This window comes from Thiomicrorhabdus sp. (assembly GCF_041583835.1).
GTDB lineage: Bacteria > Pseudomonadota > Gammaproteobacteria > Thiomicrospirales > Thiomicrospiraceae > Thiomicrorhabdus.
In genome coordinates this window covers 72,038-90,817 of sequence record NZ_JBFHFC010000006.1, presented here as the reverse complement: position 1 = coordinate 90,817, position 18,780 = coordinate 72,038, and the positions used below count along the sequence as shown (strand labels likewise).

The window sequence follows — 18,780 nt, the reverse complement described above, 5'->3', positions numbered from 1 at the left end:
TGCACATCAAATACATACGTTGTTATAGAAGGCATTTAAAATGGATATTTCGGATTTAAACCAGAGTTCAGATCAATTGACTGAGCCAAGCCAAACCGATTTTCAATCCGGTTTTGCTGCCGTTATCGGACGCCCTAATGTGGGCAAATCCACCATCATGAACGAGCTGCTCGGACAGAAACTGAGCATTACGTCACACAAACCTCAAACTACACGTCATCGTATTCACGGAATTCATACCACGGATACTTATCAGATCGTGTACGTCGATACTCCGGGTATGCACCTGGGCGGACAGAAGAGTATCAACGATTACATGAATCGTACTGCCAACAGTGCGTTTGCCGATGTTGACGTGATTTTGTTTGTGGTTGAGGCGGGACGTTGGTCGCAGGAAGATCAGGCGGTTGCCAATAAACTTAAAAACGTGAATGTTCCGGTGATCGTCGTCGTTAATAAAATCGACAAGATTAAGAAAAAGGAAGAATTATTCCCGTTCTTACAGATGATCGGCGAGAAAGTCGACATGGTCACGTTGATTCCGGTTTCCGCTTATCAAAAGAATGGTCTGGATCGAATTGTGGCCGAGGTTTTGAAGTTCATTCCGCAGCAGCCTGCAATCTTTCCGGAGGACGATATCACCGACCGCTCGACCCGTTTCTTGGCTTCCGAGATAATCCGAGAAAAGTTAATGCGTACTTTGGGTGAAGAAGTGCCTTATGGTGCGACGGTTGAAATCGAAGAATTTAAATATGACGAGCAGGAAGAACGTTGGGTGATTCATGCTCTGATTCTGGTGGAACGTCCGGGGCAAAAGAAAATCGTTATCGGTAACAAGGGCGAAGTGATCAAGAAAATGGGAACCCAGGCCCGTAAAGACTTGATTGCCTTAATGGACAGTCGTGTTCACTTGGAATTGTGGGTTAAGGTAAAAGAGAACTGGTCCGACGATGCACGAGCCTTGGCCAGTTTAGGGTATAACGACGATTACAGTCGTTAATTCAATTCATTCCGCAGATCGGACAGATGGACGTTTGCCAGCCCGCTTATATTTTACATAGCCGTCCTTATCGCGAAACCAGTGTCATAGCGACATTGCTAACGCCGGATCACGGCAAGCTTAATGCCGTCATTAAGGGCGCGCGAAGCAAAACTAAACGTTCGGCCTCTAAAGGGGCGATTTTACAACCTTTTCAAAAACTCTTGGTGGAGTGGCGGGAAAAGCCCAATGCGTCTTCCGACTTGGTTTCTTTAAGGGCTTTTGAGGCTGATACCTTACGGTTTCCTCTGGAAGCCGAAAGCAGTTTTTGCGGTTTGTATTTGAATGAAATCCTTTATCGTCTGCTCTATAACGGCGTGGCGGTGGATACGTTATTCGATCATTACGAACAGGCACTGTTTGCGTTATTGCGCAGTCAAAATAGAATTGAGCAGGCTTGGGTGTTACGCCAGTTCGAGTTTCAATTGCTGGAAGCGATGGGGTTGAATTTGAATTGCGAGTCCGACGCTCAGCATAATCCGATTCAACCTGATTTGAACTATCTTTTCTATCCGGAAATGGGGGCTTACCCTACCAGCGATGAAGAAGTTAGCGGAAACGGTGTCTTGATTTCCGGTGAGTGTTTATTGAAATTGTCGCGTTTGCAGTTTTGCGAACAATGCCTTCCTGTATGGAAGCGTTTATTGCGTCATGTATTAAAATTGTATTTGGGTTCCAAACCGATTCTGGCCCGTCAGTTGTTTCGCTGATTGGCGGTCGGTTTAGTTACCTATTGTTATTATCGTTTTGGAGAAAATTTTATGTCGCCTATTTTTTTAGGATTGAATATTGATCACGTGGCCACCTTAAGACAAGCCAGAGGTACACGCTATCCCGATCCTATCAAGGCTGCACTGGATGCAGAAATGGCCGGAGCCGACAGTATCACTTTGCATCTTCGCGAAGATCGCCGTCATATTCAGGACGAAGACGTAGCGAAGATTTCGGCAATGCGTCAGACCAAAGTGAATTTGGAAATGGCGGCGACCGAAGAGATGGTCAATATCGCCTGCCAATATGAACCGGAAGACGTGTGTTTGGTTCCGGAAAAGCGCGAAGAGTTGACGACCGAGGGCGGTTTGGATGTCGCCGGGCAAAAAGAGTGGTTGACCGAAGTTTGCAGCCGTCTTGCCGAAGCCGGATGCCGAGTGTCATTGTTTATCGATCCGGACGAAAGACAGATCGAAGCGGCCAAAGAAGTCGGAGCGCCGGTCATCGAACTGCATACCGGAACGTATGCAGAATTGGAAAAACCGAACGAAGTCGCCGAAGAGTTGCAACGTATCCGCCATGCTGCGGAATATGCGACCCGTTTGGGCTTGGTGGTTAATGCCGGACACGGTTTGCACTATCATAACGTACAGGCGATTGCCGCTATCAAAGAGATTGAAGAGTTGAATATCGGGCATGCCATCATTGCGCAAGCGGTATTTTCAGGATTGCCGGAAGCCATTCGCGAAATGAAACGTCTGATGGTAGAAGCGCGTCAGCAAGCGTATTTGAACGATTAGGTATTGAGCGTGATTGTTGGAATCGGAACCGATATCGTTGATGTCGATCGTATCGCCAAAGTGTATCAACGCCAAGGCGAAGCGTTTGCTCGGCGCTTACTCTCCGAACAGGAGTGGCAGCGTTTTAGTCAGCATCGTTTTCCGGAGCGTTATCTGGCAAAGCGATGGGCATTAAAGGAAGCGGTTTCGAAGGCGCTGGGTACCGGTATTGCCCAAGGTGTGTCGTTTCATGATATGACCATCAAAAACGCTCCTAGCGGACAACCGTACTTGGAGTTGGATGGCGTCGCCCAACAAACTGCAAAAAGGCTGGGTATCACGCATTGGCAGGTCAGCGTTAGCGACGAGAAAACGCATGCTGTCGCATTTGCCATTGCGGAAAGCCGTTAACCGATACGAACAATCGGCGTTATTCTTGAACCCCGTTAAATTATCGGACGGGGTTATTTCTGTGCGGTTTAATCTCTTTCAAAGTGGTAGATGAATCATTTTTAATGGAACTTTGTAATGAATAAAAGTTTGATTACCAATTTGCTGGCGAGTGTTTTACTTCTGGCCGGTATCTTATTTTCGAATTCACTGATGTTTTGGACAGGCTTGTTCGCTTTGTCGGGCGCGTTGACGAACTGGTTGGCGATTTACATGTTGTTTGAGAAAGTCCCCGGGCTGTATGGTTCCGGTGTTATTCCCAATCGTTTCGAAGCGTTTAAAACGGCGATTAGAGAATTGATGATGCAACAGTTTTTCAACCAGGAAAACATTGACCGTTTTGTCAGCGGACAGCCGCAACTTCATACCCACCTGAAACTTTCTCCAGTTATCGAGAAGGTTGATCTGACGCCGGCTTTCGATAAGTTGGTGCAAGTAATCATGAATTCGTCATTTGGAAGCATGTTGGGAATGTTTGGCGGGGCGGATGCCTTGAATCCGCTTAAAGAACCGTTTGTCAGCAATATGAAAACCGCATTGATCGAAATGACGGAAGACGAAAAATTTCTAAAGTTGTTGCAAGACGAGGTAGATCAGCCGGATGTGATGTCCGACATTCAAGCAAAAATCGAAGAGATTATCGATGCCCGCCTAGCGGAATTGACGCCGCAACTGGTCAAGCAAATGGTACAACAGATGATTAAAGAGCATCTAGGTTGGCTGGTAGTCTGGGGTGGTGTGTTCGGCGGCCTGATCGGTTTGATCTCCGCTTTGGTCTCAAGCTATATCCAATTCTAATCTTCGATAAGCAAGTTAAAACCCAACTAAAACCCAACAGACTTGTTGGGTTTTTTAATTCCGTTTTGAGGACTGGTACTGTGCAACGAATTACAATTCTTTTTCCCTTATGGGCTCTGCTGTTCTCTATCATTGCATTTTATTCTCCGCAAGTGTTCGCGGATCTGAAAGGGTGGATCGTTCCGTTATTAATGGCAGTCATGTTGGGAATGGGGTTTACCTTACGTTGGCAGGATTTTCAATCGGTTTGGCGGCTGAAGCGAGTAGTCGGTATTGGGGTTACAATTCAATTTTTGGTTATGCCCTTGGCTGCCTTTTTGATCTCAAGATTGTTTGACCTATCAACTGAACTGACGGTCGGCATGATGTTGGTCGGCGCTACGGCGGGAGGAACCGCATCGAATGTAATGACCTATTTGGCTAACGGCAACGTTGCTTTGTCGGTAAGTATGACCATGATTTCGACTCTACTGGCGGTGGTGATGTTACCGGCATTGACTTGGTTGTATCTTGGACAGGGCGTTCATGTGCCTGTCGGCGCGATGATGCTCAGTTTATTTAAGTTGATTGTCGTGCCGTTAAGTATCGGAATGCTGGTTAATCATTGGTTAGGTCAACGAATGCAATTTTTGAATCAACTGTTTCCAATGCTGTCGATGTCGGCAATCGTCCTGATTATTGCGATTGTGGTCGGTCTCAATCAAGCCAATTTAGCCGCGATTGCCGTGAGTCTAATGGCTGCGGTCGTTTTACATAATTTGTTCGGATTATTCAGTGGGTATTGGATCAGCCGTAAGCTGGGATACGATTCGCAGATTGCACGGACGGTTGCGATTGAAGTCGGTATGCAAAACTCCGGTTTAAGTGTCGCCTTGGCGCTTAAATATTTTTCCGCCGCCAGTGCTTTGCCGGGTGCATTGTTTAGTATTTGGCATAATCTATCGGGTTCTCTGTTTGCGAGCTATTGGCAAGTTAAAGGTAAAAATCAACGATAATTGAATTTATGTTTCTATTGAACTCTCTGTTCTGTTTCCCTGCCAATTTATAAGTACTTATCCCTGGTTAATAAGTTTCTTTAATGAAAAAGAACATTTTTATACTAAAAAACATTGACCAAAACCCTACTGTTTATGTATATTTCGCCCCTTAAATTTGTTGTGCCAAACTTGTTGTGAAGCAAGGACGGAAAGCCAAGGGTCTTGAGGGTACTGTTTAATCAGGGTTTTTAAGATAGCCGGTTGCCAAATAATAACGTGCTATGGTCAAGCTATTTGATGTAGTTTCCTATGCCTTATTAAAATTCACTTCTCGCACTTTGTGCCTTCAATTTAATTTTTAGCTTCAAAAAGATTTCATAGTGTTTGGATTGCTCTGGCGATTCTGTTTCCGTTTCAACATTAGTTTGAAAATAAATGGGTTTTAAAAGAAGTTTTTCGCGTTTAGTTTTAGGTTTCTTTAAGCAAAGGTACCTTTTATTACATGTTTAGTTATTAGTCTGATATTTACCTCCTTTCAAGACATAGGCCGGACGGATAGACCGTAAACATTTTTTAAAACCGATTAATTTTTTGATGAATTAGTAAAAACTACTGGTTGGATTGTTCGATAAAGAAAAGATTTAGTTAAAAATTATTAAATTAAGGAGCTGTTATGACAGTCAAACTTAGATTGGTTTTGGCATTTTCAATGTTGATATTGATGTCGATTATATTGGGGGTTGTCTCACTAATGCAGATCGACAAAATTAATAACTCAATGGATGTCGTGGTGGATGATCGCGTTCCCAAGGTGGTTGCATTGTTGGGAATCGATCAACGGCGTGCTGGAGTGGAACGTGACCTATCACAATTAATATTGGCAAATTCACAGGAGGTGCGCGATAGCATAATCAATCGCATTAAAAGAAGTCGTAGTGCCAATACCGAATCTTATAAATATTTAGATGAGACTATCAAGTCACCGGAAGGGCGAGCGTTTTTAGAAAAAACGAATCAAGCACGTAAGCCGCAAAGCGCCAGGGTGAATGAGATAGTCGATTTGGTGAGTTCAGGAAAAATAGAAGCTGCAAAAGAGAATTTACTGTCTCGTGAATCGCGTGAAGCTAGCAAAGTTTACCGTGATGCACTGAGAGAGTTTGCTAATTTCCAAAATGAGCTGAGTAAAAAATCTTCAGATGAGGGGAGTGCCGCAGGTCAATTTGCAAAGACGATTACACTGGTTATTCTGGTTGTTTCCTTGATTGTAGGCGGTGGATTCTTTATGTGGATCATGCGTGTAGTGGTACGTCCCGTAGTGGCTATGCAGCAAGCTATGCAGGAAGTAGTGCAAACCGGTCAGTTTGATAAGCAGGTTGAAGTATTGAACCGCGACGAAATCGGTATGTCAGTTGAAGCGCTGAATAGTTTGCTGAAAAGTATGGAAAACGCCATTGCGGATTCTAACAATACCATTGGCGCTTTGGCGCAGGGTGATTTTTCGCAACGCATTACTCGTGAATATGTCGGTGATTTAAATAAGCTTAAAGAAGGTATCAATACCAGTGCCGACAATGTCACGAATATCATGACTGAGTTAGGTCGTGTGATGAAGTCTCTGTATGAAGGTCAGTTTGATGTTGACGTGAATACTCAGGCACAAGGCGAATACAGAACGATGCTTGTTAATACTTCGGAAGCGATGAGTGCAATCAATGAAGTTATTGCCAACATCAATAATGTGATGGGGGCAATGCAGGATGGACGTTTCCAAGAACGTGTAACGGTTGATGCCCGTGGTGAACTGGATTTGATGAAGCAGCGTATTAATAGTTCAATGCAGGATTTAGACAGCGCAATGGCAGAAATCATTCGCGTGGTAGTAGCGCAATCGGAAGGAGATTTGACCAATATTATCAATGTTCAATATCGTGGCGATCTAGAAACCTTGAAGCAGGCTGTCAACACTTCTGCACAGAAGTTGATCGAGGTTGTTTCAAAAGCGGTAGCGGCATCTAATATTGTAAATAGCGCGGCCGAAGAGGTATCCAGAGGTTCTTCTGATTTGAGTCAACGAGTTCAAGAACAGGCGGCAGCGCTGGAAGAAACCTCTTCTACAATGAATGAGATGAACTCGGCGGTAGAATCGAATACTGAAAATTCCCAACGAGCTGCCGATGTTGCAAAAAGTGCTCAAAATCAAGCTAATGAGGGTAGCGGAATCATGCATAAGACGATTGAAGCAATGAATGCGATTCAAGAGTCTAGTCATAAAATTGCGGATATTGTTACGTTGATTGACGGCATTGCTTTCCAGACTAACCTGTTGGCGTTGAATGCGGCAGTTGAGGCCGCACGAGCTGGAGATCATGGTCGTGGTTTTGCTGTGGTTGCCGGCGAAGTCCGGGCTTTGGCACAAAAGTCAGCTGAAGCAGCCAAAGATATTAAAACTTTGATTGATGAAAGTGTGAGTCGTATCGGCCAAGGTACACAGTTGGCGTCGCAGTCAGGTGAAATGCTTAACGCCATTAATGAATCCATCGATGCCGTCACGCAAATGGTTCAGCAAATTGCATCTGCCTCTGCAGAACAGGCAAATGGGGTGGCTCAAGTTCATGTTGCAATTAATCAGATTGACCAAGTTACCCAGCAAAATGCGGCTTTGGTTGAAGAAACAACGGCAGCGGCAGAAAGCATGAGTGAGCAATCGAATGTATTGCGTCAGGATATGGCGTTTTTTAAAACAGGAAGAGATAACGCTTCGCTGAGTCTGAAGGCTCCTGAAAATAGAACTCCTGTTGCTGCTCTGCCTACACATAAATCGCAACCTAAGGCGGTTTTGAATGAAGGTGCAATGTCGACTTCAAACATGGGCAATGACTCGGGTGAGTGGAGTAATTTCTAATGGATGCGATTGAACAAAGAGCTCAGTTCGAGCCGGAATCAGGAAGTCGGAAAGAGGACAATCATTTAGGACAGTATTTGACCTTTTCACTGGCTTCCGAAACGTATGGAATCGATATCCTGCGTGTTCAGGAAATTAGAGGCTGGGAAAAAACCACAAAGTTACCTAGTGTGCCTGATTATGTGAAAGGCGTGATTAATATGCGCGGTTCAGTGGTGCCTATTGTGGATTTGCGTCAACGGTTTCAAATTGGCGAAGCAACCTATGATGATAGTACGGTCGTTATTATTACTAAAATGGAAAGTAACGACGTTGCTGAAAATCGACAAAAAATCGTAGGTCTCGTGGTTGATGGTGTGAGTGATGTTGAAGATATTGATCTTGAAAACTTGCAGGCCGCTCCATCATTCCAGTCCGGTGATCGCATCAGTGACGAGTTTATTCAAGGGTTGGCTAGCATTGGTGAAAATATGATTATTGTGCTTAATGTCGATAATTTATTACACCAAGGTATCTTTCAAGAAATTGTTAAAACTTAACCAGTTTTTTCAACACTGTCTAAATATCCTGTTAATAATTAACAGGATATTTTAAATTAATCAAACAGTCTCACTATTACTTATTGTGTCGCATGATGTCTTAATTAAAGCGGTTGAGCGGATGTTGCGCTTAGCTTAATGATGATTCGGAAAAACTTACTCGGCTTGCCTGGCTCATTATTTTAGTATTTGGCAAGATTCATCGTATGGTTTAGTGGCCGATTTTTAGCGTTTGAACAGTGAAAAGTAGAATGGATTGAGTGGAATGCCATTACATATTTTATGGGATTCATATATAGTATCTATCATACTTTTTTTTTGATTTAGCGGTTTTTAGGTAGAATGGCTGAAACGCAGTTTTGTGAATCTCTTAATCTGGAATATTATTCTGAATGACGAATCCAATACAGTTAGAACATAACACGCAGCAGAGTCATGGGTTCTCCTTGTTGAAACACATCATCGAGGCGTTTCCGGATGGTGTGTTCACGCTGAATCATTTATTAATAATTTCTTATGCCAATCCTGCCTTTTGCACCTTAATGGGATTTAAAAAAGAAGAGTTGATCGGAACTGAAATTACCGAGTATTTAGGTGATTTGAATATTTTGGCGGCCTGTCATGCCGAAGTTTTGGAAAAGGGATCTTGTCGAGATCAAGAAACCACCTTTAAACGTCGAGACGGTTCGCTGGTCAACATATCTAAAAATGTTCAGTTGTTGTTGGATGAAGAGGGTAAGCCCGGTTTTATTGTCAGCATTCGCGATTTGACCCAAGTTCATGAATTGAATAAAGAACTGGCTCGTTCTGCCAAAGAATTGGAACATTATAATCAAAACTTGTCGGCGATGGTGGCGAGCCGCACTCAGAGCTTACACGAACAGATGGCCTTTTTATCCAGTTATAAAAAGGCTCTGGATACCAGTAGCTTGGTAAGCAAATACGATTTGAACGACCGAGTGACCGAAGTGAATAGAGCTTTATGTGAGTTACTCGGGTATAGCGAAGCGGAGTATATCGGAAGAGAAAGTACTTGTTGTTGGAATGACGAATCCCAATTGAAGTTTCCGGATATTAAGCAACATGTTGTAAATGGAAAGACCTGGACGGGACGAATCGTTTTTAACACAAGGGAAGGGAAATCACTTCATTTTGAATCCTGTATCGTTCCTATTTTGGATGAATCGGGAGAAGTCCGAGAACTGGTCAACATCAGTTACGATATCACTCCGTTGGTGCAATCAACCAATACACTGACGTATCGCCTATTCCACGATAGTCTGACCGGCTTTTCAAACCGTAATAAACTTTTGGCGGATATTGAGAAAAGCGTTAATAAAGCGTTGATCGTATTGTTTAACATCGATAGTTTCAATGAAATAAATTCTTTTTACGGCCATGAAATAGCCGATCAATTGCTTAAAGAAGTCGCTTTGCGATTGCAGCAATTAGTGACGGGGATGCCGATCACTCTTTACAAGCTGCCGGTAGACGAGTACGCCCTGGTTATTCAACAAGATTGGGATCAAGATGAGTTCGAAAGATTTGTTTACGGTATATTGTTGCAGATTTCTTCCGAAGGATTCGATGTCGGCAATGCCCACATTAATGTGACGCTTACGGCGGGTATGGCCTCGTCATTGAAGGTTGGTGAACCTGTTAAAGACGTGTTGATCGCTGCGGATATGGCCCTGAAAATGGCTAAGAAGCAGCATAAAGATTATGTTTTTTATAAACCGGATCTGAATATTAAGCAGGGATACGAATCGAATTTGATTTGGATTCAGCGCTTGCGCGATGCAATGGACGAAGACCGTTTGGTACCGTTCTATCAGCCAATCGTAAATACGCATACCTTGGAGATCGAACGTTATGAATGTTTGGTCAGGATTGTTGAAGACGACGGTACGGTGGTTTCGCCTTATTATTTTTTGGATGTCGCCAAAAAACTCAAACTGTATTCGCAGTTAACGAAACGTATGATTGATAAATCATTCGCTAAGTTTGCCGAACAACCTTATGCGTTCTCGATCAATCTGTCCATTGAAGACATCGACGACCCGTCTATCAGTAACTGGGTGCTGGAAAAGGTGCGCAATTGCGACTTTGCAGAGCGCGTGATTTTCGAAATCGTTGAATCGGAAGGGATACAGAACTATGACGTGGTCAATCGATTCATTCAAGAGGTAAAACGTTACGGCGTGCAAATTGCCATTGACGATTTTGGAGCCGGTTATTCCAACTTTGCCTATATTATGCGTTTGGATGTAGATTTCATTAAAATCGACGGTTCTATTATTCGCGATATTCATAAAAACCCTTCGTCACAGGTCATAACCGAAACCATTTTGGATTTCGCCGGCAAGTTGAATATTCAGACGGTGGCCGAGTTTGTCGCTGACGAGGAAGTTTATAATTACGTTAAGAACCTTTCCGTCGATAGTTTGCAAGGTTACCTGTTTGGTGAACCGTTAGCGGATCTTTTGTCGGCTTGATTAATTGAGCTTTTAATGCGATTTAATTGTTGTCGCGATCTTTAGTTTGCATATCCATTAAAAAGGCATTGTTAAATCATTATTTTTATAATAGTCTTGAAACCTTATCCCACTGGATTATCGATGTAGATGACTAAAATCATAGAAGCCTTTCATTTTGATCGACTAAAAATCTCGAGTAGTTTCATACTGCTTTTCCTAATCTTTTCTGTTTTGTATTCTAACCTTTCTAAGGCGGCTGACGAGCCTGTTCAACAAGAGTTGAATCTGTCCGAAGCTGAAAAAAATGGCTGTCGGAACATCCCGTCATTCGTATTGGCGGGGATTTCGGCTGGCCGCCGTTTGAGTTAATCGGAGCAAAAGGACAATATGAAGGCATTGCGGCCGATTTCATGAAATTAGTCGTAGATCGTTTAGGCATCACTTTTAAGCTTATACCGGCATCGCCATGGTCAGCGGTTCTGGCAAAAGCGGAAAAAAAGGAATTAGATGTTCTTTCCATTGCCCAGACGACACCTGCTCGCCGTAACTTTTTGTTATTTACCAAACCTTACCTCTCCCAGGGCATTGTCATTGTGACTCGGGATAATGTGGGTTATGTCGAAGACTTGTCGGCATTAGCGGGCAAGACGGTTTCCTACCAGAAAGATTCTCAAACTATCAATCAGATCATGGTTCGTTATCCGGAAATCAAGCAGTCTCTGTATAAGGAGAATCTGGATGCTTTGAATGCCGTTGCGAATGGTAAGGTTTTCGCTTATGTCGGTAATCTTGCTACGGTCAGTTATTGGATGCGAAAGGAAGGCTTGACCAACATCAAGGTTGCCGTTCAGCTCAAGCAACGCGTCGATCTTTCGGTAGCTGTTCGGGATGACTGGCCACTATTACGCTCGGCAATTCAAAAGGCGTTGGATTCCATTACCCAGGAAGAGAAAAATGCCATTTTCAAAAAATGGATTGGAGTCAAGGTTGACGCAGGTATAAGCTATTGGAAAATTGCCCAGTATCTTGCTGTTTTCGCTATGGTTTTGGTGGTTTTTCTGGTTTGGAATTTGACACTCAAACGCAAAATTCGTGAGGTTTCCGATCAACTTCAACATCAATCGAATTACGATTCCTTGACCGATTTTCCGAATCGTTTTCTGGTGAACGACCGTTTAAACCAGTTGATTAAAGAGGCAAGAAGAGAGAATGAATACGTCGCGGTTTTGACGATCGGTTTGGACAACTTAAACAAGATTAATAGCAGTTTGGGGTTTAGCGTCGGGGATCAGTTCATAATTGAATTTGCCAAGCGTATACAGCAAACATTACGCTTTGGCGATACGGCTGGGCGGTTTGACGGTGATACCTTTGTCGTTCTCATCGGTGGCTTAAAGGATCCGACGGAAGTGGATTGGACGGCTGAAGCTTTAATGATGCAGTTTAGGAGACCATACGAAATTAAAGGTAGAGAGTTGAATGTCACGGCGAGTGTCGGTGTTGCATTTTATCCTGCGGACGGTGAAGCGGCACAGACGGTCTTCCGTTATTCGGGGGCGGCCATGCAGTATGCCAAGAAAAACGGCAAAAATAATCTGTCCTACTATAACCGGACGATGAATGAAAAAATCAATCGCAAGCTGCAATTGGATCAAGCCATGATAGGCGCACTGGAACGCGGTGAGTTTCAGCCCCATTTTCAGCCTAAATTGGATATTAAAAGTGGAGAAATCTCCGGCTTTGAAGTGTTATTGCGTTGGTTTCATCCCAAAATGGAAAGTATACCGCCCGACGAGTTTATTCCCGTCGCAGAAGAAAACGGGATGATCTTGCAGATTGGCGAATTTGTTATCAAAGAAGCCTTGAAAATGGTTGTGAAATGGCAGCAAGAACTGAACAAACCGTTAAGTATCGCGGTCAATATATCGCCGGTACAGTTTAAGGATCCCGACTTGTTACATAAAGTTGAAAGTCTGCTGAGGCTTTATGGTGTACAACCGGGCATGTTGGAATTTGAAATCACTGAGGGCGTGCTAATCCAAGAGTCCGAAGCGATTCAAACGACATTGGAAGCCTTTGAAAAGTTGGGGTTGAAGATTTCGATGGACGACTTCGGTAAAGGCTATTCTTCGTTGAGTTATTTGCGCAAATATCCATTTGATATCATTAAAATAGATCGCGAATTCATTCTGGATCTTGAAGAGGTCGACAGCAGCAAAGAATTGATTATTGCCACCATCGCTATGGCGCATAGTTTAGGATTGCAGGTTGTCGCAGAAGGGGTGGAAACCATCGGACAACTTGAATTTCTTGCAGAGCATGGTTGCGATATCGCTCAAGGATTTTTGTTCAGTCCTCCGGTTGCCCCGGAAGAGGTTCCCGGGTTATTCAAGTAAACGCTGCATGACGAAGCATGGAAGTTTCTCAGATTTATCGATTGAACCCGGCAGTTGCCGGGTTTTTTTATAGAGTCTGAATTAAGGACGTTCAATCGCCAAGCGATAAAACAGTACGGCGCTGAGAAGGGTGAGAGCGGTAAACACTAAGGTTTCAAGTGACGTTTCGGCCAGAAAGTTCCCTAGTGCGATAATAGAGAAAACAATGACCAGAGCCCAAAGAATAACGGTGATGATTCGGCTGTTTTGAAAAGACTTGAGCAAAACGCCAGCTTTAATCAATACGGTTGTCAGAATGATTAAGTTGATGATAATGGCTTGGATCTCATAACGTTGCATCTTATCCAGGTTTTCATGTTTGCCGGCCCAGACAATATCGTAGGGAATGGCTTGCAACAGAATCAGCAGGTGGAAAATCAGCAGTCCGGAGAAAATCAATAGTAGGCCGTTAACGGCTAATTTAAAATTCAGGTTTTGTATCATGTTTGATGTCTTTGAATAGAAGCTTCGTATTAAAAGTTGGAATGGATGTCGGAGTAGTGTAACGGCTTCGTTGCCTATGTCCATCTACGTTCAAGTAATACGTTATACACCAGCCGAATGGGGATTTCAAAGTCGTTGTGATGATTATTTATCTTTCCAGTTCCACCATTTTAGACATTCGGGATCCGGTTTTTCGGTTTCGCAATAGTAGACCGCGCAGCGGAATACATAGAGCAGACAGCGGTCTACCGGATGTCCGACCAAATCTTGATAGCGCTCATAAAGTTCTTGCGGATCCTGACCGCACAACTCTTGAGGTTCCATAATGCCCAGCCAATTCAACTTTGCTGCGACCGCCGGACCGATGCCCGGAACCGTTTGTAGGGGATCGTGAGTGTTTTTCATGAGTGCTCCGTTTCTAGTTATTTAAACCGAATGTTTTTCATTTGCGATTTCAATCAGGTTTTGGTCTGGATCTCGGATGTAGAAGGAGATAATCGCTCCATTTGCGCCGGTTCGGTCAACGGGACCTTCAATGATTTTCACACCGTGACGTTTGATTTCATTCATTGCCTGTTCAAGAGGTTGGTCGGTAAGAAAACATAAATCGGCACTTCCTGTGACTGTGTTGCCGGCTTTGGGCTCGAACTCTTTACCCGCTTGGTGAAGATTGATTTTTTGATTGCCGAATCTCAAAGCTATGCGATTTTGACCGAATATGACTTTTTCCATTCCAAGAACGGATTCGTAAAAATGGATGGTTTTGTCTAAATCTTTGACAGTGAGTACTAAATGATCGAGTTGGCGGATTTGCATGACGGTAACAAATTTTTATTAAGGATTTCTATGTTATATCGATTTGTTTGTTTTAGACAGGCCTGATCATTTTTGATTTGATCAGACCGGTTTGAAAAAGGAACGGTTATACGTCGGTCTTTTGAGTCGTGGCTACAAACAGAACCACCATTAGCACCATACCTATGAACACCAGTATTGAGGAAATGCCCAGGATTGGGCCTAGTACCGGTTCGGGTAACGCTTTGGAAAATAGCAGGAATAGCCCAATCATCAAGAAGAATGTTCCTGTTTGGTGAAAATAGAACTGGGCTTTGGCTAGCGTGGTATTCAGGTTGTTTAGCCAGAGTTTATGGCATAAGCCGTAAATGAAGGAAACGACGAATCCAAGTAACAAGATATGGGCGTGGGTGACCAGTTGGCCGTGATCTTTGGATGCCGCCATATAGATTCCCAGTGCAAGACCGACCAGGGCGTAGGCAAAAGCCGTTAAAACGTATCTTATATCCATTTGAAGCCTCCAGATTATTCAACAGTAGCAAACGCCAACGGCCTTTTGTTAAAGGAGCTTGTTGGAAAGGGGGGATTTACTTTGGTTATCAATTCTGTCAGTCGAATTTGAGAGCCGTGCTGTTAAGTACAGAGGTTAAGTACAGCGGTTCGGCTTTCAAACGGGCTGTTAATAATACTAATTTAAGTATGGTTCTCGGTCAATCAATATTGTTGGATTGTGGTATGTATAACTTTATGTTTTAAAAAGTTTTTTAGGGGGACTTGGCTGTGAGGGCTCAGGAAGGAACCGGCCTGTTCGAAATGAAATTGAGCAGGCCGAGTCGGGAAGTGGATTTGAATCGTTTGTTTTACGATAGACGTTCTTTTAAGGCAATTCCGTCTTCCACTGCATCGCTTGGGTGGTTGATAATTTTTTCGCCTTCTTTCAGTCCGCTTAAAACCTGTGCGGTCAAGCCGTTACGTTCACCTAAAGTGACGGTTTTGAGTTTTGCCCGGTCGTCTTCGATCACAAATACCGCCCAGCCGCCTTTATAACGGAAAAGGGCACTGGAAGGAATCTGAAGTACATCATCTTCGTGCCATAGAATGAATTTGGCTTCCACTCGGTATCCGTCTCCAAGACGGCGCCATTCTTCCTGAGGAGAAGTAAAGTCGGAAATGACCAAAACGCGTTGCTCTTCCACACCCAGAGCTGAAATTTTGGTAAAGCCGACAGGTTCGATATTGCGTACGATGCCTTGTAGTGTCTGTTCACCGCCCCAACGATCGAATAAGACCGTCATGCCGGGTTTGATTTTGACCGCATCGGCGGAAAGGACGTCGACTTCGACTTCCAGTGCCGTCGGATCGCCGACTTCCAACAGGGATTCACCAGTGGTGACCGGCCCTTCGCATTTACGGGCGACCTTAAGAATGCGACCGTTGATCGGGGATTTGACCGGAACCCGCTCAACCGGTTCGTCAGTTGGCTTGGCTGCCGAATATTCCAGGATCGTCAAAGCGGCTTGCAATTCATAGTTGGCCACTTCAACATTGAAGTCGGCCGAACGTTTTGAGGCGTTGGCGGTCAGGGATTCGGTATTGGCCTGATCGTATGTTTCCTGGGAAACCAGGCCTTTTTCAATCAATGGCTTGTAGCGTTTGACTTTGTCGTTGGCTAAATGTGCAGCGGCATCGGCGGCAAGCGCTTGTTCTTTTGCTGCATGCAGGGCCGATCTGGCTGCAGCCACTTGTGCTTCGGCCTGAGCCCGGCTGCGTGAGTCGAGTACTTGGGATTCCAACGGCGTAATGCCCAACAGCGTCTCTCCTTTGGTCACTTCGTCACCGACCTTAAGGTGCATGCGGCAGGTCATGCCGTTGACAGGCGAAGAGATGACGTATCGGTCGATCACTCGGGTACGGCCTTCTTTTTCGACCGTGACGGTTAAAGGTCCGCGTTTAACCTGGGTTGATTCGATCGGCACCGGTTGAGGCCAGAAGCCCCAAACCAATAATGCAATAATCAGCGCACTGACGACTAAAATGCCCGGATGATTACGCAACGGAATCTGCATTTATTTACTCCTTAGCTTTCAATACAGCCACCATATCAAGGTGGGCGAGATTTCGCCAGATCATTATGGCGGAAATAATGGATGAAACAATGACCACCAAGGCCGCAAAGGCATAGGTTTCCGGTTGTAGAACGACCGGAATACGGTATAGGTCGCTATCAAACTTCATTGCGAGGTAGTAGCACAAACCGTTGCCGATGACAAAACCTAAAGGTATGGCGATTAAGGTCAGCAAGCCCAGTTCGCCGAGCAAAATATAAGCGACCTCGCTACGCCTCAGCCCGAGCACTCTTAAACTGGCGAGTTCGCGGTTACGTTCGGATAGGGCAATACGCATACTATTGTAAACGACGCCGAAAGCAATGCTGCCGCCCAGAAGGGTGGTGATGAAGGTGAAAAAGAGAATGGTGTTGTCCATCATCTCGTAAAACCCTTCAATCGACGATTTTTGTTCCAGTGCTCCGATGATTCTCGGCATTCCCTTAAGTTTAGCGTAGACCTGTTTACGGTATTTCTCGTCTACCGTCATATAGGCTCCGGATATCAAGTCGCTTTCTTTGAGCAGTCGGTTAAGCGTGGTGCGCTGCAGATAGACATTCATTCCAAGATATTGTTTTGCCGTGCCGATAACAGGCACTTGAAGTGTCGGACGGTTTCCTTCCAATACTTCGATGGTCAACATATCTCCCGGACGGATATGAAGCGTTTCCGCCAGGTAGTCGGTGATGATGGCGCCATCCGCGGGAAGTTTGATTTCACGGAGATTATTGTCGAGTAACCGAACCAGTTGGCTATTCGAGTCGACTCCGCTGATCGACGTCCGATAGAAACGGTGCTCGAATTTGACTCTGGCGGCGACATTTCGAAAACCTTCGGCAAATTCGACCCCCTGAAGACCTTTTAAAGAGTATAAAGAATTGGCCGAAGTCGGTTCCGAATAGACGACCATGAAATCTTCTCTCTGACTCATGTTGTATTGTACGTCGACCATTTCTTTGATTGAACTTTCCTGAAACCCTCCGACCATCATGATGCCGCAGGCCATGCTGATTCCAAGTGTGGTCAATACGGATTTGAAGGGACGGCGTTCAATGTGGCGCAAAATCATGCGTGACGGTTGTGAGAAGTATTGTTGAATACCGAGACGTTCAAGGAACATCGGTCTGTAAGTAGAGGGTTGTTCCGGACGCATACCTTGAGCAGGCGGTAAAATGGACGCTTTTCTAACGGCAAACAGTGTGCCGGCAACGGCGACTCCGACACTGACGATAATCGAAGTTGCGATGACCTTGGGATGCAAGATATAAAACATGTAAGGCAAACTGTATATATTCATGTACAGAGCGCTTAATCCTTTCCCCATCCAGATTCCGAAACCGGTGCCCATGACGATACCGAGAGCAACGATCATCAGAACCAGTTTGCTGTAGTGCAAGCCGACATCGAAATTGCTGTAACCGAATGCTTTGAGAACCGCAATCTGCTCTCGTTCCAACGAAATCAGGCGGCTGACGACGACATTTAATAAAAAGGCGGCCACACCGAAGAAGATGATTGGAAACATAGTCGCCATATTTTGTAGGCTTTTGAGCTCCTCGGTTAAAAACCGGTTCGAAAGTTGGTCTTTTCTGGAGTAGGCGCCGACGCCTCCGTACGGTTTAAGTATCTGGTCGAGTTGGTCGATCACATCCTGTACGTTTGCCCCTTTGGTCAGCGTCAAGGAGACATCGTTGAACGCTCCGTCCATATCGTAAGCGGTGGCCAAGGGTTTACGCGCCATCCACATGATGCCGTAACTTTTGTAATCCGGGAACATCGCTCCGGGAGCGATTTGGTAGATGTATTCCGGCGAGAGTCCGGTGCCGACAATAGTCAGGGTTTTACTGCGTCCGTTGATGGTTGCTCTGATTTTGTCGCCGGGTTTGAGTTGATGGGCATCTGCGAACTCTTCGCTGACGATAATTTCGTCGTCACGTCTAGGTTCGACCAAACGACCGCTGCGTAAGACGATTTGATTAAGCAAGCCGCGGCTATTGGCGGGTAATGAAACTAAGTGTCCATTGACCGGATCCGTATAACCGGCAATGTCTAAATTAACGTAGGTGACTACTCGGGTTTCCACCTTATCGACACCGGGAATGGCTTGAATTGTTTTCTCTAACGAGATCGGAGCACGTTTCAGGTTTGCGAAGACATCGGCGAAGCGGTGTTCGCTGTAATAATTTTCACGGGTTTCATAGAGTGAATCATAGGTGCTTAGCGACATGATGAAGATAGCCACTCCGCTGACAATAACCAAGGCAATCGCCAGAGCCTGCATGCGCATTTTCCAGAGTTCCCGCCATAGTTTGATGTCGATTGCGTTCAT

At 44.7% G+C, this 18,780-nt stretch carries 16 protein-coding genes and 1 riboswitch; of the genes, 10 read left to right on the top strand and 6 right to left on the bottom strand.

Translation table 11 applies throughout. From position 1 onward, the window contains the following. Nucleotides 1-40: 40 nt before the first annotated feature. From era to ABY044_RS04995, 10 genes are all read left to right on the top strand, one after another. Nucleotides 41-1,000, top strand: coding sequence for a GTPase Era (era, locus tag ABY044_RS05040; protein ID WP_373018811.1), 960 nt, complete (start codon nt 41-43; stop codon nt 998-1,000). 26 nt (nt 1,001-1,026) lie between these two features. Then, a complete protein-coding gene (gene recO / locus ABY044_RS05035) occupies nt 1,027-1,749 on the top strand; it encodes a DNA repair protein RecO (RefSeq protein WP_373018809.1) in 723 nt (240 codons plus the stop codon). A gap of 51 nt (nt 1,750-1,800) precedes the next feature. Continuing rightward, nucleotides 1,801-2,550, top strand: a complete 750-nt coding sequence (gene pdxJ / locus ABY044_RS05030; protein ID WP_373018807.1) for a pyridoxine 5'-phosphate synthase — start codon at nt 1,801-1,803, stop codon at nt 2,548-2,550. Nucleotides 2,551-2,559: 9 nt separating this feature from the next. Then, a complete protein-coding gene (acpS, locus tag ABY044_RS05025; protein ID WP_373018805.1) occupies nt 2,560-2,940 on the top strand; it encodes a holo-ACP synthase in 381 nt (126 codons plus the stop codon). Nucleotides 2,941-3,057: 117 nt separating this feature from the next. Further along, nucleotides 3,058-3,777, top strand: coding sequence for a DUF445 domain-containing protein (locus tag ABY044_RS05020; protein ID WP_373018803.1), 720 nt, complete (start codon nt 3,058-3,060; stop codon nt 3,775-3,777). 80 nt (nt 3,778-3,857) lie between these two features. After that, on the top strand, nt 3,858-4,772 hold the full coding sequence (locus tag ABY044_RS05015) for a bile acid:sodium symporter family protein (protein WP_373018801.1): 915 nt from the start codon (nt 3,858-3,860) through the stop codon (nt 4,770-4,772). Between the two features lie 154 nt (nt 4,773-4,926). Further along, nucleotides 4,927-5,023: riboswitch (cyclic di-GMP riboswitch) on the top strand. Between the two features lie 404 nt (nt 5,024-5,427). Next, the gene (locus tag ABY044_RS05010; protein WP_373018799.1) at nt 5,428-7,656 is read left to right on the top strand and encodes a methyl-accepting chemotaxis protein; all 2,229 of its coding nucleotides are present in this window, start codon (nt 5,428-5,430) and stop codon (nt 7,654-7,656) included. Then, on the top strand, nt 7,656-8,195 hold the full coding sequence (locus ABY044_RS05005) for a chemotaxis protein CheW (RefSeq protein ID WP_373018797.1): 540 nt from the start codon (nt 7,656-7,658) through the stop codon (nt 8,193-8,195). The genes ABY044_RS05010 and ABY044_RS05005 overlap by 1 nt, the downstream gene beginning before the upstream one ends. 392 nt (nt 8,196-8,587) lie before the next feature. Next, entirely contained in the window at nt 8,588-10,690 is a 2,103-nt protein-coding gene (locus tag ABY044_RS05000; protein WP_373018795.1) for an EAL domain-containing protein, read from the top strand. Between the two features lie 290 nt (nt 10,691-10,980). Continuing rightward, nucleotides 10,981-13,068, top strand: a complete 2,088-nt coding sequence (locus tag ABY044_RS04995) for an EAL domain-containing protein (RefSeq protein ID WP_373018919.1) — start codon at nt 10,981-10,983, stop codon at nt 13,066-13,068. Nucleotides 13,069-13,149: 81 nt separating this feature from the next. Here the strand turns inward: ABY044_RS04995 and ABY044_RS04990 are convergent, their stop codons facing one another. The 6 genes from ABY044_RS04990 to ABY044_RS04965 form a co-directional block, all read right to left on the bottom strand. Then, nucleotides 13,150-13,551: a hypothetical protein gene (locus ABY044_RS04990; protein WP_373018793.1), complete on the bottom strand. Its 402-nt coding sequence runs from the start codon at nt 13,549-13,551 to the stop codon at nt 13,150-13,152. A 144-nt stretch (nt 13,552-13,695) separates the two neighbouring features. After that, the gene (locus tag ABY044_RS04985) at nt 13,696-13,956 is read right to left on the bottom strand and encodes a helix-hairpin-helix domain-containing protein (RefSeq protein WP_373018791.1); all 261 of its coding nucleotides are present in this window, start codon (nt 13,954-13,956) and stop codon (nt 13,696-13,698) included. A gap of 21 nt (nt 13,957-13,977) precedes the next feature. Beyond that, nucleotides 13,978-14,367, bottom strand: a complete 390-nt coding sequence (locus ABY044_RS04980) for a VOC family protein (protein WP_373018789.1) — start codon at nt 14,365-14,367, stop codon at nt 13,978-13,980. 106 nt (nt 14,368-14,473) lie between these two features. Continuing rightward, nucleotides 14,474-14,857: a hypothetical protein gene (locus tag ABY044_RS04975; RefSeq protein WP_373018787.1), complete on the bottom strand. Its 384-nt coding sequence runs from the start codon at nt 14,855-14,857 to the stop codon at nt 14,474-14,476. A gap of 349 nt (nt 14,858-15,206) precedes the next feature. Continuing rightward, nucleotides 15,207-16,412, bottom strand: coding sequence for an efflux RND transporter periplasmic adaptor subunit (locus ABY044_RS04970; protein WP_373018785.1), 1,206 nt, complete (start codon nt 16,410-16,412; stop codon nt 15,207-15,209). A gap of 4 nt (nt 16,413-16,416) precedes the next feature. After that, the gene (locus ABY044_RS04965; protein WP_373018783.1) at nt 16,417-18,780 is read right to left on the bottom strand and encodes an ABC transporter permease; all 2,364 of its coding nucleotides are present in this window, start codon (nt 18,778-18,780) and stop codon (nt 16,417-16,419) included.

Excerpts from the sequence above, each read along its gene's own strand:
- era (WP_373018811.1), top strand. The coding sequence starts at position 41 with ATGGATATTTCGGATTTAAACCAGAGTTCAGATCAATTGACTGAGCCA.
- recO (WP_373018809.1), top strand. The coding sequence starts at position 1,027 with ATGGACGTTTGCCAGCCCGCTTATATTTTACATAGCCGTCCTTATCGC.
- pdxJ (WP_373018807.1), top strand. The coding sequence starts at position 1,801 with ATGTCGCCTATTTTTTTAGGATTGAATATTGATCACGTGGCCACCTTA.
- ABY044_RS05020 (WP_373018803.1), top strand. The coding sequence starts at position 3,058 with ATGAATAAAAGTTTGATTACCAATTTGCTGGCGAGTGTTTTACTTCTG.
- ABY044_RS05010 (WP_373018799.1), top strand. The coding sequence starts at position 5,428 with ATGACAGTCAAACTTAGATTGGTTTTGGCATTTTCAATGTTGATATTG.
- ABY044_RS05005 (WP_373018797.1), top strand. The coding sequence starts at position 7,656 with ATGGATGCGATTGAACAAAGAGCTCAGTTCGAGCCGGAATCAGGAAGT.
- ABY044_RS05000 (WP_373018795.1), top strand. The coding sequence starts at position 8,588 with ATGACGAATCCAATACAGTTAGAACATAACACGCAGCAGAGTCATGGG.
- ABY044_RS04990 (WP_373018793.1), bottom strand. The coding sequence starts at position 13,551 with ATGATACAAAACCTGAATTTTAAATTAGCCGTTAACGGCCTACTATTG.
- ABY044_RS04985 (WP_373018791.1), bottom strand. The coding sequence starts at position 13,956 with ATGAAAAACACTCACGATCCCCTACAAACGGTTCCGGGCATCGGTCCG.
- ABY044_RS04980 (WP_373018789.1), bottom strand. The coding sequence starts at position 14,367 with ATGCAAATCCGCCAACTCGATCATTTAGTACTCACTGTCAAAGATTTA.
- ABY044_RS04975 (WP_373018787.1), bottom strand. The coding sequence starts at position 14,857 with ATGGATATAAGATACGTTTTAACGGCTTTTGCCTACGCCCTGGTCGGT.
- ABY044_RS04970 (WP_373018785.1), bottom strand. The coding sequence starts at position 16,412 with ATGCAGATTCCGTTGCGTAATCATCCGGGCATTTTAGTCGTCAGTGCG.
- ABY044_RS04965 (WP_373018783.1), bottom strand. The coding sequence starts at position 18,780 with ATGAACGCAATCGACATCAAACTATGGCGGGAACTCTGGAAAATGCGC.